At 54.8% G+C, this 16,959-nt stretch carries 12 protein-coding genes; 7 read left to right on the top strand and 5 right to left on the bottom strand.

What is annotated here, in order from left to right; translation table 11 throughout:
* The first annotated feature begins 33 nt into the window (after positions 1–33).
* Both ACQKLP_RS16445 and ACQKLP_RS16440 read left to right on the top strand, forming a co-directional pair.
* Complete coding sequence (locus ACQKLP_RS16445; protein WP_427323873.1) at positions 34–453, top strand: hypothetical protein; 420 nt, start codon at positions 34–36, stop codon at positions 451–453.
* Between the two features lie 187 nt (positions 454–640).
* Positions 641–1,504: a KilA-N domain-containing protein gene (locus ACQKLP_RS16440; protein WP_427323872.1), complete on the top strand. Its 864-nt coding sequence runs from the start codon at positions 641–643 to the stop codon at positions 1,502–1,504.
* Between the two features lie 127 nt (positions 1,505–1,631).
* On the opposite strand, the gene ACQKLP_RS16435 is transcribed toward ACQKLP_RS16440, so the two are convergent.
* The gene (locus ACQKLP_RS16435; RefSeq protein ID WP_427323871.1) at positions 1,632–4,553 is read right to left on the bottom strand and encodes an FAD-binding and (Fe-S)-binding domain-containing protein; all 2,922 of its coding nucleotides are present in this window, start codon (positions 4,551–4,553) and stop codon (positions 1,632–1,634) included.
* Between the two features lie 519 nt (positions 4,554–5,072).
* Positions 5,073–5,978: a DUF72 domain-containing protein gene (locus ACQKLP_RS16430; RefSeq protein ID WP_427323870.1), complete on the bottom strand. Its 906-nt coding sequence runs from the start codon at positions 5,976–5,978 to the stop codon at positions 5,073–5,075.
* Between the two features lie 139 nt (positions 5,979–6,117).
* Here ACQKLP_RS16430 and ACQKLP_RS16425 point away from each other — a divergent pair, with 139 nt between their 5' ends.
* Complete coding sequence (locus ACQKLP_RS16425) at positions 6,118–6,666, top strand: HAD domain-containing protein (protein ID WP_427323869.1); 549 nt, start codon at positions 6,118–6,120, stop codon at positions 6,664–6,666.
* A gap of 79 nt (positions 6,667–6,745) precedes the next feature.
* Here ACQKLP_RS16425 and ACQKLP_RS16420 read toward each other — a convergent pair whose 3' ends face one another.
* Complete coding sequence (locus ACQKLP_RS16420) at positions 6,746–7,258, bottom strand: DinB family protein (RefSeq protein ID WP_427323868.1); 513 nt, start codon at positions 7,256–7,258, stop codon at positions 6,746–6,748.
* 340 nt (positions 7,259–7,598) lie between these two features.
* Between ACQKLP_RS16420 and ACQKLP_RS16415 the strand changes: the two genes are divergently transcribed.
* The 3 genes from ACQKLP_RS16415 to ACQKLP_RS16405 are packed head-to-tail and all read left to right on the top strand — an operon-like array spanning position 7,599 to position 11,806.
* Entirely contained in the window at positions 7,599–9,020 is a 1,422-nt protein-coding gene (locus tag ACQKLP_RS16415) for a glycogen synthase (RefSeq protein WP_427323866.1), read from the top strand.
* 15 nt (positions 9,021–9,035) lie between these two features.
* On the top strand, positions 9,036–10,307 hold the full coding sequence (locus ACQKLP_RS16410) for a glucose-1-phosphate adenylyltransferase (RefSeq protein WP_427323865.1): 1,272 nt from the start codon (positions 9,036–9,038) through the stop codon (positions 10,305–10,307).
* Positions 10,308–10,342: 35 nt separating this feature from the next.
* A complete protein-coding gene (locus ACQKLP_RS16405) occupies positions 10,343–11,806 on the top strand; it encodes a glycoside hydrolase family 130 protein (protein WP_427323864.1) in 1,464 nt (487 codons plus the stop codon).
* Here the strand turns inward: ACQKLP_RS16405 and ACQKLP_RS16400 are convergent.
* Together ACQKLP_RS16400 and ACQKLP_RS16395 are read right to left on the bottom strand one after the other, a co-directional pair.
* Positions 11,803–12,861, bottom strand: coding sequence for a glycosyltransferase family 4 protein (locus ACQKLP_RS16400; protein WP_427323863.1), 1,059 nt, complete (start codon positions 12,859–12,861; stop codon positions 11,803–11,805). The genes ACQKLP_RS16405 and ACQKLP_RS16400 overlap by 4 nt on opposite strands.
* A 6-nt stretch (positions 12,862–12,867) precedes the next feature.
* The gene (locus ACQKLP_RS16395; protein WP_427323862.1) at positions 12,868–15,141 is read right to left on the bottom strand and encodes a glycosyltransferase; all 2,274 of its coding nucleotides are present in this window, start codon (positions 15,139–15,141) and stop codon (positions 12,868–12,870) included.
* 200 nt (positions 15,142–15,341) lie between these two features.
* Between ACQKLP_RS16395 and bshC the strand changes: the two genes are divergently transcribed.
* Positions 15,342–16,955 carry a bacillithiol biosynthesis cysteine-adding enzyme BshC gene (gene bshC, locus ACQKLP_RS16390; protein ID WP_427323861.1) on the top strand — a complete coding sequence of 538 codons (1,614 nt, stop codon included), beginning with the start codon at positions 15,342–15,344 and terminating at the stop codon, positions 16,953–16,955.
* Positions 16,956–16,959: the final 4 nt, after the last annotated feature.

The following is a 16,959-nucleotide window of genomic DNA, read 5'->3' as shown; positions in this document are numbered from 1 at the left end:
CTGCCTAATTTTGACTTCCAAACCCCAATGAATATGCTTCGAAACGTAACCATGCTATGCATCGCCATGGCTTTTTTTGCATGTAAAAAATCCCGCCAGCTGCAACCGCAACCCACCAACCAGGATATACAGGGTACCTGGACGGGCCGGTATGGATATTCCTACGGCAACGAAGAAGGCGATACCACATTTGCCGGCTATTTCGGCCATTTCAGGATGGAATTCTACCAGAATGGGACGCTGATCGTTCATGATGTGGGATCGCAGACGATGACGGCGCGGGGAACGTATGTGCGCAACGGGAAAGATTTGTATGCCCGGTATAAATATGACATGGGCACGGATAATATCTTCTCCTTCAAAGCGCGCCTGGAGCGGCCAGACAGCCTGGCCGGGAAGTGGATGATCGGGTACGACGGGCCTACGGGCGGGGAGTTTTTCGTCAGGAAATAAAGGATAAAAAAAACATAGCACGGGGAACAGCGGGGCAACTTGCTGTTCCCCGTCCGTTTTTCGGAGATATTCTCTGTTTTTCCGGGATATTCTCGCCTTTTTTTCATTGCTGCAGTTTTCCTGCTATCGACCTTTATCTTCTCATTTTTCAAAGAAGTGTTCATTCAAAATATTAAAGAGAAAGGCGATGATAAAGAAAAGAGAAATTAAAGTAAATGACAATGTCATTGGCATAGTCGGTCATAAAAATGACGACTATATTTCCTTGACGGATATGGCCAGGAATTTACCCAATAGTCATTTGGTGATAGGAAACTGGCTAAGAAAAAAGGACACGATCGAATACCTGGGTTTATGGGAGCATTTGTATAACCCCGATTTTAAACTCTTCGAATTCGAAGAGTTTAAAAATGGTTCCGGGACGAACAGGTTTTCCGTATCCCCACAGCAATGGATTGAAAAAACAGGTGCAATCGGCATCCTGTCGAAGTCCGGTAGGTACGGCGGTACTTTTGCGCATAAGGATATCGCTTTTGAATTCGCATCCTGGATCAGTCCATCATTTAAACTCTATTTAATCAAGGAATTCCAGCGGCTGAAGGAAATTGAGAGCGATACACACCATCTTGAATGGAACTTCAGGCGCAGTTTAGCGGCAACCAATTACAAAATTCATACGGATGCCATTAAAGAGAAGCTTATTCCCTGGGCGGATACGCCGCAGAAGAATGAAGTTTTTGTATATGCAGAAGAAGCCGATTTAATAAACCTGGCATTGTTCGGGCTTACGGCCAAGCAATGGAGGGAACAGCATCCGGAAGCGGCATCCGGCCGAAATACGATCAGGGATAGTGCCGACACGCATCGCCTTATTGTGCTGTCCAATCTTGAAAATTTAAATGCAGCTTGGATCAGACAGGGGATTGGCAAGAAGGAAAGGTATGAAATGATGAGGGATGCTGCGATTGCTCAATTAGCATCGCTTCAAAAGTATCTGATCGATCCGGCTGCGATAGAAAATCCGAAGGGGAAAAGAATTAAACCTGGATAAGTTACCGGATAAAGGTTTCGGGTTTCTTTAAATCCGGCTATTCCCAAAGACCGCCCTACATGTAAAATAAAAAATCCCCCGGCCAAATAACCCTGGCCGGGGGACAATATCCATTCAGGTAAATGAATTATATCAATGCGTCGTACAGGATTTCGACGGGGTGCATGGCGTGTGCGCCGGTGCCGTCTTTGATCTGATGGCGGCAGCTGGTGCCCGGTGCGGCGATGAGGGCTTCGTTGCCGGCTTTGCGCACGGCCGGGAAGAGGACGAGTTCGCCGATGTTCATGGATACTTCGAAGTGTTCTTTTTCGTATCCGAAAGATCCTGCCATGCCGCAGCATCCGGAGGGGATGACGTCTACGGTGTAGCCTTTGGGCAGGCTGAGGATTTTTTTGCTGTGGAGCACGGACGAGAGGGCTTTTTGCTGGCAATGGCCATGCAGTTTGATGTTTTGCTCGCCGGCGCGGAACATCCCGCTGTGGATGGCGCCTTTGTCGGCTTCCATGGCGAGGAACTCGTCTACCAGGAACACGTTTTTGGCGAGGGCTTTGGCTTTGTCGCGCAGCGCGTCGCCTACGAGGTCGGGATATTCGTCGCGGAACGTGAGGATGGCGCTCGGTTCGATGCCGATGAGGGGGGCATCTGCCGTCACGATATCTGCGAAAAGGGCTACGTTTTTCTCGGCGAACACTTTGGCCTGCCGCAGGAATCCTTTGGATAGGAGGGCACGGGCGCTTTCCGGGTGGTCTACGGGCGTAACGTCGTATCCGAGTTTACGCAGCAGTTGCACGGTTTTGATGCCGATGTGGGTATCGTTGTAGTTGGTGAACTCGTCACAGAAGAGGTACACTTTCTTCCCGCCTTTGGCCGGTGCCGGGTTGCGGCGGAGCCACTTCCGGAGCGTGGTGCTTTGGAGGGTGGGCATGGAGCGGTCGGGTGCGAAGCCGCTGAATTTTTTGATGAGCTTCGAGGTGGTATTATTCTTCACGAGGAAGTTGTAGACCCCGGGCGCGATGGCGGCCAGGCCGGTGAGGCGCGAGAAGTTGCCGATGAGGCGAGCGCGGAGGGGAACGCCGTTGGCATCGTAATAATGCTGGAGGAATTCCATCTTCAGCTTGGCCACGTCTACGTTGGAGGGGCATTCGCCCTTGCAGCCCTTGCAGGCGAGGCAGAGGTCGAGCACGTCGTAAATTTCTTCGTGGTCGAATTTGTTTTCCTTCGTGCTGTTGGTGAGGAATTCACGGAGGATGTTGGCCCTGGCGCGGGTGGTATCTTTTTCGTTGCGGGTGGCCATGTAGCTGGGGCACATGGTGCCGCCGCTGAGGTGCGTCTTGCGGCAGTCGCCCGATCCGTTGCACTGTTCCGCATGTTGGAGGATGGTCTGCTCCGGGAAGTGGAAAACGGTTTTGATATCGGGGGCTTTCTTGCCGGGCTCGTAGCGCAGCATGCTGTTCATGGACGGCGTGTCCACGATTTTGTTGGGATTGAAGATGTTTTCCGGGTCCCAGGTGTATTTCACCTGACGGAGGAGCTCGTAGTTGCGCGGCCCGATCATCTGCGCGATGAATTCTCCGCGGAGGCGGCCGTCGCCGTGCTCGCCGCTGAGGGATCCGTTGAATTTCTTCACCAGCGTGGCGATTTCTTCCGCGATGGTGCGGAAGAGCTGGTTGCCTTCTTTCGTTTTGAGATTGATGATGGGCCGGAGGTGGATCTCGCCGCTACCTGCGTGGGCATAGTGAACGGCGTAGAGGTTATATTTTTTCAGGATGTCGTTGAACTCCGCGATGAATGCCGGGAGGTCTTCCACGGCAACGGCGGTGTCTTCGATCACGGGCACGGCTTTTTCGTCGCCGGGCAAGTTGCCGAGAAGGCCGAGGCCTGCTTTGCGGAGGGTCCAGATTTTCTTGGTGTCGTCGCCGAAGAGGAGGGGAAAGTGGTATCCCAGGCCGGCAGATTGCATTTCGGCTTTTACCTGGTCGGCGATGGCGATGATCTCTTCGCGGGTATTCCGGCAGAATTCCACCACGAGGATGGCGCCGGGGTCTCCCTGTACGAAAAAGCGGTTTTTGCTCTGTTCGATATTATCCTTGGTGCATTCCAGGATGTAATGATCGATCAGCTCGCTGGCGCTGGGTTTATAGCGCATGGCGATGATATTGGCGCGGAGGGATTCGTCGATGGTATTGAAGTGCACGCACAGCAGCCCGGTTTCTTTGGGCGGCAGCGGCTCGATGTTGAGCTTGATCTCGGTGAGGAAGGCGAGGGTGCCTTCCGATCCGGCGATGAGCTTGCAGAAATTGAAGTCTTCCTTGCCGGCGGTGAAGGGGGCCGTTTCGAGGAGCAGGTCGATGGCGTACCCGGTATTCCGGCGGAGGATTTCCGGTTTGGGGAATTCCTTCCGGATTTCGGATTGGTTGGCCGCATTCCCGAGAATGGTACGGATTTGCCTGTATACGGCGGTTTCCAACCGGCCGTCGTTCGCTTCGCAGCGGGCGTGGAACGCTTCGGGCGAAAGCTTTCCGAAAGTAGCGTCGCTGCCGTCGCTGAGGATGGCTTTCACTTCGAGGAGGTGTTCGCGGGTGCTGCCGTAAACGACGGAGTTGGAGCCGCAGGAGTTGTTGCCGACCATCCCGCCAATCATGGCGCGGTTGGCGGTGGAGGTTTCCGGGCCGAAGTAGAAACCGTAGGGTTTGAGGAACATGTTCAGCTCGTCGCGGATAACGCCGGGCTGCACGCGGACCCATTTTTCTTCGGTGTTGATTTCGAGGATTTTGGTGAAGTTCCGGGAAACGTCGGTGATGATCCCGTTGCCAACTACCTGTCCTGCGAGGGAAGTGCCGGCGGTGCGGGGGATGAGCGAGGTTTTATGCTGCCGGGCGAAGCGGATCAGTGTTTTGAGATCGGATTCGTCCTGGGGGATGGCCACGGCCAATGGCATTTCCCGGTAAGCGGATGCGTCGGTGGCATAGAGTGTCCGCATGGTGTCGTCGGTATACAGTTCGCCTTTCAGCTCCTGGCCCAGCTGTAATAGCTCGTCTCGCTTGATCATGAAGGCGAAATTAATACATTGGCCGGAGCATTAAAAGGGGGGAGCGGGGCCAGATACTGTACTTTTTGGGAAAATCGCCGTGGGTGGGGCTTTTAGTGCCATCCGGATCTACGAGTCAGGGGACGGGGTGCGGCATGCCTGTCCCGGGCGCTGATTTGGGGGCGTCAGCCAAATGCGGCCGGTGGATCGGGGTAGAGAATACGCTTTGGACCAGGATGCATGGTTTTCGCGGAGAATTTCGGGGCATCAGTAGAGCTTATTCAGCTAAAGCGCAGTGCGAGGCTGACAATAGCTGTCCTATGCCAGTGCATCGGAATGGCGCAATTCAGTTGTAGGCAGTTTTTTCGGCCTATGAAGATGACAATGCTGGTCTATGCCGATGAATCGTAATGGCGTATCCAGTTATAGGCAGTTTTTTCGGCCTATGAAGATGACAATGCTGGTCTATGCCGATGAATCGTAATGACGCAATCCCATTAAAGGCAGTTTCTGTTTCCATTTGCACAACCAACCTAGGGATCAGAACAGCGTATTCTCCTTAAAGCTCCTGGGCTTGCGGATCTCCAGCCCGGGGAACCCTTCCAGCCGCTCGGCGAAATAGGTCGCAAGCTCGTTCACCCCGTCGTCGTTATGCTGGTGAACGAAGATATACGCCTCTTCCAGCCCGTTCTCCAGCCAGAAATGAAGGCGGTTGATCCAGTCGTCGGCCCGTTGGAAATCGCTAGGATGGAGGCTGTTGCCGACAAAACGCACCATCGCCCGGGGAACGGGCAGATGCATATGCACCACGTCGCGCCGGCCGGCCGTATCGGTAATGATGAGGCCTGTGTTGAGTTTGCGCAGCGTGGAATACAGCTCCTGGCTGTTGTGGGGATCGGCGAACCAGTCCGGATGCCTTAACTCTGCGAAAAACTGCAGATCGGTCGGCAGGGAGGCCAGATAGGAAAACAGGGAATCCCTGCGGTTGGGGGTGAACGATTCGCCCACCTGCAGGAAAATCGGCCCCAGCATCTCCCCGAAGGCCGAAACCCCTTCCAGGAAGGACGTGGTGGCCTCCCGGGCGTTCACGAGATTACTGTAATGGCTGATGGATTGCGGCACTTTGGGACAGAACCGGAAATCGGGGTTCTTCACCTTCTCCGCCCAGCCCGCGATCGCATCCGGCCCGTAAATTTTGTAGTGCGTCGCATTCAGTTCCACGCTGGCGTAAGAGCGGGCGTATTCGGTGAGGAAATCCTTTTCCTTTGTGCCTTTAGGGTAGATGTCGCCTATCCAGTCTTTCCGGTTCCAGGTGGTACATCCCAGCCGGATGACCGGTTTTGCCGCGGGTTTCCCCGGTAATACGCCCCGGTTGAAAGCGGGCTCGGCAGGTAGCTTGAAGTCGGTCTCGTTGAGGAGCACCTCGTCGATCTGGCCAAATTTCATAACTGCAAAATAGGCTTTTCAGGGAAATTGCCGTTACGTGCGGAACCCGAGGCAACAGGTCCATATTGCCTGGCCGGGAATGTAAAATATCGCGGATATGGCAGTAGATATTATGTAAATTGCTGTTGTTAACGAAGTTATGAAGCAATATATTTTACTTGATATCGATGGCGTAATGGTTCCCGCAAATAGCTGGAAGCCGCCGGAACTGGAAGCCGACGGGTTTTATCGGTTCAGTCCTGTCGCTGGCGATCGACTTCGATGGTTGCTGGAGAAAACCACTGCAACCCTCATTTTAACAACCTCTCATCGGACAAGATATTCCAGCCTGCAGTGGACGGAATTATTGCGTCGAAGGATAAGCGCCGTTAAGGATGTGTATACGCTGGAGGATGTATTCAACCCAACTTCGGCGTTCTATAACCCGACCAAACAAGCAAACGGAACGGGAGCAACTGAAAGCCAGCGCAACCTGCATCCGGTTTTTACAAGTTCCCGGCTCGACGATGTCCTGAAATGGGCTGAACGGTTCGGGACGGATGCTTATGTAATAATAGATGATGACCCGTCGCTCAACCAGCTTCCACCGGGTGTCAAGAAGCATTGGGTGAAAACCTCTCCAGGCATCGGTCTCAATGATGTTACAGCCGCAGCCGCCCTTACCATATTAACTTCTGGAGGGGTGTAATCCAGCCCGCCCAATATTAGATATCAATGTCAGGATCGCCTCCCGCATCCAGCGAAATGCTTCCTATATCATCCCGCAATCATCCCGCTTTCTGCGGCTGATTTTGTTCATATGTTGGCCCGTACAGCCCCGGTACTTTATTCCCCGAAGCCCGCAAATAGACGATCATTTCGCCGCGATGATGGTACAAATGGTTGAACAGGAACCCCCGGGCCACAGCGCCCCGGGGCATCGGGCCGAGCACTGTCCGGCCACCGACCTGCATCGTCCAGTTTTCCTTTAGGCTATCTTCGGTAGCCGCCTGCAATGCTTTCCGGGCCAGTTCCACGTTCTTCTCGAACAGCTCCCGCGTAGCCTGTATGTCTGACGGGGCGCCACGCTCGATGCGGTCGGCCGACAAGTCATAAACAGCCTTCGTAAACGTACCGGTATACCAATAATAAATGGTCGCGATATGCTGCGCCAACTCCCCCATGGTCCAGGAAACCGGGGAAGGCTTGAAGTTGATATCCTTTTCGGGGACGGCTTCCAGCAGCTTCCGGGTACTGTTTACTTCCTGCTCGAACTCCGCGCGTAATGCTTCCAGTATCATAACCAGTTGAATTTGATGAATGTTTTTAAAAACTAAATTTTATGCCAGATTGTTGACTGCGCACCCGTTTTTGACGATGCTCCAGCCGCATATGGCGACGCCGGCCAAAGGGAATATTAATAGAACGAACGATGAACGCATGGGTAAAAACTACCACCAAATTATAGTTCTCAGGAGGAGTTTTATCAGGCCAGATCGCCTCAAAGCTGCCATTCGTTGTCCGAATAATGGATGGAACGGCCGGATTGCACCTCCTGGAACCCTCCACAGCGCTGAAGATCATATTTTTATGCACGATTCCTTTGTAATCTGGACTTTCCGGATTAAATTATAATCAAGTATGGAAATATTGCACGTCAGCGCGGAATGTTACCCGGCCGCCAAGGTAGGCGGCCTGGCAGATGTAGTGGGCGCACTCCCCAAATACCAGGTCCAGGAAGGCGCGATCGCCAAAGTGGTGATCCCTGCCTACAGGAACCCCTTCCGCGAAAGCGGGAAACAAAGCTTCGAGCTCGTACACCAGGGTGGCCTCTGGCTGGGGCACGATTGGTACCATTTCAATGTCTGGAAAGAAAGCAACAATGCCCTGGGGTTCGATTTCTACCAGGTCGACATCCCCGGGTTGCTGGACACCCCCAACGTCTACGGTTATTCCAACGACACCGAGCGGTTCCTCGCTTTCCAGGTGGCCGTGCTCGACTGGCTCAGCGAATGGCAGCACCAGCCCGATGTGGTCCATTGTCACGATCACCACACCGGCCTCATCCCGTTCCTGCTCAAATATGGACGGAAATACACCGGACTGGCGCACATCCCCACCGTGCTCACCATCCATAATGCCCAATACCAGGGTCAATTCGGGTGGGACAAACTCTACCTCATCCCGTCGTTCGACCTCTGGAAAAGCGGTATGCTCGACTGGAACGGCGCCATCAACCCGCTGGCCTCGGCCATCAAATGCGCCTGGCGCATCAATACCGTGTCTCCCAGCTACATGGAAGAGCTCTACCACGCCGCCAACGGGCTGGAAGGCCTGCTGAACGCCGAAAGGGCCAAGGCACGGGGCATCCTCAACGGGATAGACGACGACGTGTGGGACCCGAAGTCCGACCCCATGGTGCCGGTGAACTTCGGCATAAAAGATGTTACCAAAGGGAAGAAAGCCAATAAGGAAAACATCTGTGAAGAATATGGATTCAACAGCAGCCTGCCGCTTTTCGTGTTCATCGGCCGGCTCGTGGGCGACAAAGGGGCCGATTACATCCCCGACGCCGTGAGCCGGGCGCTGTACGAGCATCCCGGGGCGTTCAACTGCCTGATCCTCGGCAGCGGGGATGCACATATCGAATGGCTCATGCAACAGGCGCGCCTGTTAAACGGTGAACACTTTGGCGTGTACATCGGTTATAACGAGGCGCTCAGCCGCCGTTTGTATGCCGGCGCGGACTTCCTGCTGATGCCTTCGCGGGTGGAGCCCTGCGGGCTGAACCAGATGTACGCCATGCGATACGGTACCATTCCGATCGTCCGCACCACCGGCGGCCTCCGCGATACGGTGACGGATTTCGGGGACGAGGGCGGCACCGGCGTGAGGTTTTTCCAGCCAACGGCGGGCGACCTGAATCACGCCATCGGCCGCGCGCTGGAACTGTACAGCACCAAAACCGCATTCAATAAAATCAGGAAAACGGGCATGCAGCAAGACCATTCGTGGAACAAAGCCGCCCGTCAATACATGGACCTTTATACCAGCCTATCATAAATAATACCGTACGTTATGTCTAACGAAGTGATCTCGATCATCCTTGGCGGAGGCGCCGGAACGCGTCTCTATCCCCTGACCCGCAGCCGCTCCAAACCCGCTGTGCCCGTAGCCGGAAAGTACCGGCTCGTGGATATTCCCATTTCGAACTGCCTGAACGCCGATCTGCACCGCATTTTCGTGCTCACGCAATTCAACTCGGCCTCGCTGAACAAGCATATCAAGAACACGTACCACTTCAGCAGCTTCAGCAAAGCTTTCGTGGACATCCTTGCCGCCGAGCAAACGCCCGACAACCCCACCTGGTTCCAGGGCACGGCAGACGCCGTCCGGCAAACGATCCGGCACCTGGAGAACTTCGATTACAAATACATCCTCATCCTTTCCGGCGACCAGCTCTACCAGATGGATTTCCGGGAAATGATCCGCAATCATATCGAGAAGGGAGCCGATATCTCCATCGCCACCATTCCCGTTCACGCCCGGGAAGCCACGGAATTCGGCATCCTCAAAACCGATCCCGAAAACTTCATCTCCTCGTTCATCGAAAAGCCGAAAAAAGAGCTCCTGCCAGACTGGACCTCCGACACCGGCCCGGACATGGAACGCGAAGGCCGCAATTACCTCGCCTCCATGGGCATCTATATCTTCAACAAAGGCCTGCTCTACGAATTGTTGCACAACCAGCCGGACGCTACGGACTTCGGGAAGGAAATCATCCCCAACTCCATCGGCGAGCATAAAGTGCTGAGCTATCAATATGAAGGCTATTGGACGGACATCGGGAACATCTCCTCGTTCTTCGAAGCCAACCTCGGCCTTACGGACGATATTCCCCAGTTCAACCTGTTCGACGATACCCGCACCATCTTCTCCCGCGCGCGCATGCTGCCGCCGGCGAAAATTTCGGGGACGACGCTGGAAAAGACCATGATCGCCGACGGCTGCATTATTAATGCCAGCCGCCTGGAACGTTGCGTGGTCGGCATCCGGACGCGCATCGGGAAAGGGACCACTATCAGCAATGCGTACCTCATGGGGAACGACAGTTACCAGACGCTGGACGATATCAACCGGGCGAAACAGGAGGGCCGTCCGCCCATGGGCATCGGCGACCGCTGCTATATCAACAACGCCATTATCGACAAGAACGCCTGTATCGGCAACGATGTGCGGATCAACGGCGGGAAGCATCTCGAAGATGGTGATTTCGAAAAGTATACGGTAAAGGATGGCATTGTTGTTGTGAAGAAAGGAGCGGTGCTGCCCGACGGCTTCCAGTGTTGATCCGGCGGGCGCAAAGGCTTTAAAAAAAACGGCATATGCGCATACCCATCGAAAGGCAGAAGGCCAAGATCACTCCGGACCTCAAACGTGTGGTGGCCCGGTTCTTTTTCAACGGAGACGCCCGGGCAAAGGGCATTATTCTGAGAGTAACGGAAATGTCCGACACGGATGTGGAAGGGGCGATCATCCCGCTGCTCCGCGAATTCTCGCGGCGGCACCGGAACATCACCCGGATATTCGAACGGCACGCGGAAAAGGTGAAACCCCTCGTTCAGGCGCTGGGCCTGGATTTCGACCAGCTCGGCATGAAAAGGAAACTCCTCATCGGTTCCTATTTCACCAACGAGTTTTCCATCGAATCCGCCGCCTTTTTCAATCCTTCCATCGTCGAAGACCCCGACCAGAGCAATCTCGAAGAAGGTGAAAAACGGGTGATCCTCAGCTTTCGCGCCGTGGGAGAAGGGCACGTGTCGTCCATCGTTTTCCGGCAGGCGATCGTAGACCGCGATAACAACGTTACCATCATCCCGGCGGGGAATTATGTCGACGAACCGGATATAATCCGCAACACCATCTACCACAAAAACATTTTTTTCCAGAATGCCGTTTCCATCAGCCTGCCCGATTCCGTGCTCCGCGAAGTGGCCGGCTCCCTGCCCGATACGTTCGATTATGTGGGGCTGAAGAAAGTCATCCGCGAAATGCAGCAGCGCTACCAGGTCGACCATCTCATCAAACGGAACCTGGAACGGCTGCTATGGCTGGCAGACAGCTATTATGAAATCAATTTCTCGCTGGATACCGATATTTCCGACCGCGTGATCTTCCCGTATTCCGATGCGGAAAGCCGGGGGATAGAAGATGCGCGGTTCGTGAAATATACGGGTGATACGAGCGGCGTCACCTATTACGCCACCTACACGGCGTTCGACGGCGTCACCATCCAGCCGAAACTGCTCGCCACGCGCGATTTCTATCATTTCAAGATCATGCCGCTTTACGGGGAAGGCGCGCAGAATAAGAACCTGGCGCTGTTCCCGAGGAAGATCAAAGGGAAGTACGCGATGATGTCGCGCATCGACGGGATCAACAATTACATCATGTATTCCGACAAGATCAATATCTGGGAAAACCCCGAGATCCTGCAAACCCCCAAATACCCCTGGGAGTTCGTCCAGATCGGGAACTGCGGCTCGCCCATAGAAACCCCGGAAGGCTGGCTCGTCATCACCCACGGCGTGGGTCCCATGCGGACGTACTGCCTGGGCGCAACGCTGCTCGACCTCGAAGATCCCAAGATCGAGATCGGCCGGCTCCGCGAACCGCTCATCATTCCCAATAAAGACGAACGCGAAGGCTACGTACCCAACGTGCTCTACAGCTGCGGCGCGCTCATTCATAACGAAGAACTGCTCATACCGTATGGCCTGTCGGATTACGCGTCTACCTTCGCGACCGTACATCTGAAAGATTTGCTCGAAAGAGTGAAGGAAGGTTAATTGAACCTGCCCATGATCGCCGGCGTCATGGGGCCTTTCGGCGGCGACTTGGCCAGCACCGATTTGTACACTTCGATGTAATCATCCACCATCCTGTCTACACTGAACCTCGACTCCGACCAGGCGCGGCATTGCCCGCGGTCGAGCGACGGTATGTCTTTCACCGCTTCCGCCGCTTCGGAGGCATTGCTCACGATGAATCCCGTTTCCCCGACCTTGATGAGCTCGGGCATCGACCCGCGGTTGTAAGCGATGACGGGCGTTCCGCACATCATGGCTTCCGCTACGCTGAGCCCGAACGGCTCTTCGAAGTAAATGGGATGCAGCAGCGCCAATGCGCCACTCATGAGTTTGCGGCGCTGTTGGGGATCGGCAGTACCTACGTACTGGATCTGGTCGCCGTCGATAAACGGCTCCACCTGTTCTTTGAAGTACTCCTTGTGCTGGATGATCCCGGCGATGAGGAGGCGCTTGCCGCAGAGTTGCGCGATTTTGATGGCATCGTGCGCGCCCTTGTGCGGATGCAGCCTGCCGAAAAACAGGAGGTATTCGCCCGGTGTGTCGCTGAAATCGAACTGCGCGGGATCGATGCCGTTGTAGACCGTGGCTTCATACCGCAGGTCGGGATGGCGGTCGGCTTCGCTGATGGAAACGTAATGCGTGTTCCGGTTGTACCGCTTGAAAACGGGAACGATGTGCTCCGACGAAAATCCATGGATCGTGGTCACGATCGGCGTGCGGACGAGCCGGCTGAACGTGAGCGGATGGAAGTCGAAGTGATTGTGGATGATGTCGAAGTACCGCGCTTCTTCCATCAACATGCTGATGTGCATGCATTCCTGGACCTTGGCGTCTAGCGAATGGTCTTCTTCATAACCTTGGGGACAAACAGCTTTGAGCTTAGCGCCCGTGATCGAATTTTGGGTGGCAAACAGTGTTACGTCCAGACCGCGGCGGACCAAGCCTTCCGTCACGTTGGACGCGATTTGTTCCCAGGGGCCATAACTAACGGGCGGTGTGCGCCACGCTACTGGGGAAAGGATCGCGATTTTCATGGGTTGTTAACTGATTTTACTGACAACATTTGTTGAAATGATGGTAGTACGTACGGATTTTTCCGGTTTTGGGATGGCCTCACAAGTTTGTAATACGGCAATATGTGAAATAAAATATGCCAAAGTGGATTCTGCGCCCTGGTTCCGGTTCAGCCCCGCGGCCGATAATCCGTCGCAACAGCCGTGTGTTTCATGGTCGTACAGCGGAATGCGGAGCACGTTTTCGCCGAGGAACCATTGGTAACACGTGTACATTTTCCGGAGATAGTCTGTTTCGTTTGTGGCCGCATACGCTTGCTGGTACAGTAAGACCATGGCCATGGTTTCGATCGCCTGCTGGTCGAACAGTGGACAGGCGCCGCCTTCGCAGTGCCATCCGTTGTTGCCCACGGGCGAAAAATAACCATGCGCCATGGTGAGGTTTTCCAGGAAGGATAGGCTGGTCAATGCAATATTGCGCCACTTTTCGTTGCCGGTCGCTTCTGCGGCGTGTAGCATGGCGAGTGGAAGGATACCGTTATCGTAGGTCATGGATTTCTCGAACCATTGCCATTCGTCCGTAGCATTCCGTTCCCAGGCATCGATCATGGGCTGGATGAGCTGTTCGAGGACATGGACCATCCCTTCGTCTGCCGGGTGGTGCAGAATATAGTGACAAACGCCTATGATGCTGTTGGCCCGGCCGCGCAGGTGCTCCAGCGCCGCGAAGTGCTGGATGGAGCGGTGGAACAGTTCATAAGCGAATTCGCGGTAGGAATTGTTGGGGGCGAACCGGATGAGGTAGCCCAGCGCCCAGACGGTCCGGCCGAAAGAATCTTCGGAACCAACTTCATCGAGGTACTGCCGGCTGAAGCTGAGGAAATTCCTGAAATTGCCGTCGGGCGTCTGCATGTAATGGATGAAACTGAGGTATACGGGCAACAGCTCGGGCGCTTCCTTGCCTTTGCGGAACTGTTGCGCCATGAGCGTCATCATGAGGGCGCGGGCATTATCGTCTACACAATATCCTTCTTTCAGGTTGGGAATACCGTATTTGGCGTGCTGTACGATGCCCGTATCGTCCGTCAACCGCCGGATGTGGGTGAGGTTGAGGGGAGGGAGCGCGGAGGGATCGGGCAGCGGGTCGGGCAATACGGTGGGGCGGGGGATGCTCAGGACTTTTACCGCCAATTGGAGATACCTGGCGCCCATCCGGCTCCATTGCAGCTCGCGGCCGTATTCGGAGGCTTTTTCGCGGAGGGCTTCCAGTTTGGCGGGCTCGTTGAGCAGCGAGAGGATCATTTGCCCGAGGGTTTCGTGCTGCGCGAAACCGAACAGCTTCCCGCGGCCGTTGGCCAGCAGCTCCGTTGCGTACCAATAAGGTGTGGAAAGCACCGCGGCGCCGGCACCCAATGCGTAAGTGAGCGTTCCGCTGGTGATCTGCGCTTCGCTCAGGTACGGCGTTACGTAGATCTGGCTGCGCGTGAGCCAGGCGAAAAGGTCGTTTTCCGTGAGGAATTTATCGAGGAAAAGCACATGGTCTCCCAGCCCCAGGTTGTTTACCAGCTGCTGGAGGCTCTGGCGGTATTCTTCCCCGCTATTGCGCAGCACGGCCGGATGCGTTTTGCCGGCCACCACGTACATCACGTCGGGATGCCTTTCGATCACCTGCGGCAATGCGTTGATGACGGTTTCGATGCCCTTGTTGCGGCTCAGCAGCCCGAACGTGAAAATGAGCTTCCGGTCGCGGAGGTTATCGGGCACCACATCCGCACGGATCGATAAATTCCCGAAATCGGGCACGCCGTGGGGGATATGTGAAATCTTGTCGGGGGATACTTCATAAATATCTTCGAGGAAAGAGATGGCGAGCCGGCTCATTACGACCACCCGTTCCGCCTGCCGCGATATTTCGCGGACGATGCTTTTCTGCAGGAACGAAGGCTCCTTCAGCACCGTATGGAAGGTAGCGATAAAAGGAACTTTCAACCGGTGAAGGAAGGGCAGGAGGAAGATCCCGCTTTCACCGCCGAAGATGCCGAACTCGTGTTGCACAACAACCAGGTCTATCCCGCTGCCGTTCACCCAATCTGCCGCATCCAGGTAATCCGACATTTGCTGCTGCCGGATGGTGAACGCGACTTCCGGCGGATAGTCATATTCCTGTCCTTCATCATTCATCGCGATCACGCTCACTTCGGGCGCTTCGTACTGGCACTGCATGGCCTTGATCAAATGCTCTGTAAAAGTCGCGATTCCGCACTCACGGGGGTAATACGAGGCTATATATGCAATTCTCATAAGATAAAAAGTTTTTTTAAGCTAAGTGTAGAATTCCGGTCCGGGTCAACGTAGATTTTACAAATCTGGCGCCAGATTGTTGTGCCACAATATGTAGCGTTCGGGGGTAATTTTGATAAATGGCAGAAATGGCAGGTAGGAAATACGTAGATTCGTAATGCGTAATTGACGTAAATTCGTGTCCTCAAAAAGCAGACTCAGTGATCCAACATACTCATCCGGGCATAACGTTCCACACGGTACCGATCGAAGATACAGGTTATTTCAGTCCCATCATTGCCAATTTTCTGTCCGGACAGCCGCCGTTACGGGAATTTTACGCTTATAGCCCCACGGAGCCCGACTTCCGGGTGGCTATTAAATTAAAGGAAGGGCAGCCCTTGCGCCGGGACATTCTGGCAGAAACGCTCTATCAGCAATACGCCCACCTGGAAATCCGGGAGGAGGTCCGCGCCAATATCGGGCTGCTGCAGGCTACCAACACCTTCACGGTCTGTACCGCCCATCAGCCCAATATCTTCACCGGTTTCCTCTATTTCGCCTATAAAATCCTGCAAACCGTCAAACTGGCGCAGGAGCTCGCCCGCCAGCATCCCGGCAAGCATTTCGTGCCCGTTTACTATATGGGCAGCGAAGACGCCGACCTCGACGAGCTGGGATCCATCTGGCTGGATGGGCGCAAACTCACCTGGGAGACCGGCCAGACCGGGGCCGTGGGGCGCATGCGCACCGAAAACCTCGAACCGATGATCCAACAAATTGGTGACAGTATCGGCTTCCTGCCGTACGGCCCCCAATTGACCGACATCCTCCGCAAAGCCTACCTCGAACAGCCCAATATCCAGCAGGCTACCTTGAGCCTCGTCAACGAGCTTTTCGGGTGCTATGGCCTGGTGGTGCTCATCCCCGACCATCCCAACTTCAAACGGCAGCTGATCCCCGTCATGAAAGACGAACTGCTGCACCAAAGTTCCGAGCCGATCGTTTCCAAAACGATCGACAAACTGTCAGCCCATTTCAAGGTACAAGCCACGCCCCGCGAAATAAATCTTTTCTATCTCATCGACGACAAACGCGAGCGCATCGTGAAAGATGGGGAATTGTGGAAAGTTCTACACACACCGTTGTCCTTCACGCGCGACGAATTGCTGAACGAGCTGGAGGCCCATCCGGAGCGTTTCAGCCCCAATGTTATTCTGCGCGGCATCCTCCAGGAAACCATCCTTCCCAACATCGCATTCATCGGCGGCGGCGGCGAAGTGGCGTACTGGCTCGAGCTGAAGGATTTGTTCCAGTATCATAAGGTACCGTATCCCGTGATCCTGCTCCGCAATTCGTTTTTGTGGGTGCGCCGGGAGGAACATGCGCGCCTGCACAAGCTGGGCCTCACGCCCGACGCGCTGTTCGAAGACACGGGGCTCATCATCAGCAAATTCGTGCACGAACATACCAACGCGGCGCTCGTGCTGCGCGACGAATATGCGGCAGTCGAAAAACTCTTCAACGAGCTGGAAGAAAAGGCGAAGCAGATCGATGTAACGCTGGCGGCCAGTGTGAACGCCGAACGCTCGAGGGCGATCAAGTCCATCGGGAAACTGGAGCACAAGTTCCTGCGCGCGGAAAAGAAGAAATTCGCCTGGCAGACGGAGCAGATCCAGACGGTGAAAGACCGCCTGTTCCCCGGCAACTCGCTGCAGGAGCGGAAAGAAAACCTGCTGCCGTACTACGCGGAATACGGGCCGGCGTTCTTCGACCATATCCTGCAATTCTCCATTCCCGTTACCGATCAGTTCATCATCGTGACGGAATTGTAGCCAT

Source organism: Chitinophaga sp. NPDC101104, from assembly GCF_050277495.1.
Taxonomy (GTDB): Bacteria; Bacteroidota; Bacteroidia; order Chitinophagales; family Chitinophagaceae; genus Chitinophaga.
Note: the sequence above shows the minus strand (reverse complement) of the source record. Positions and strands in the feature narration are given on the sequence as shown.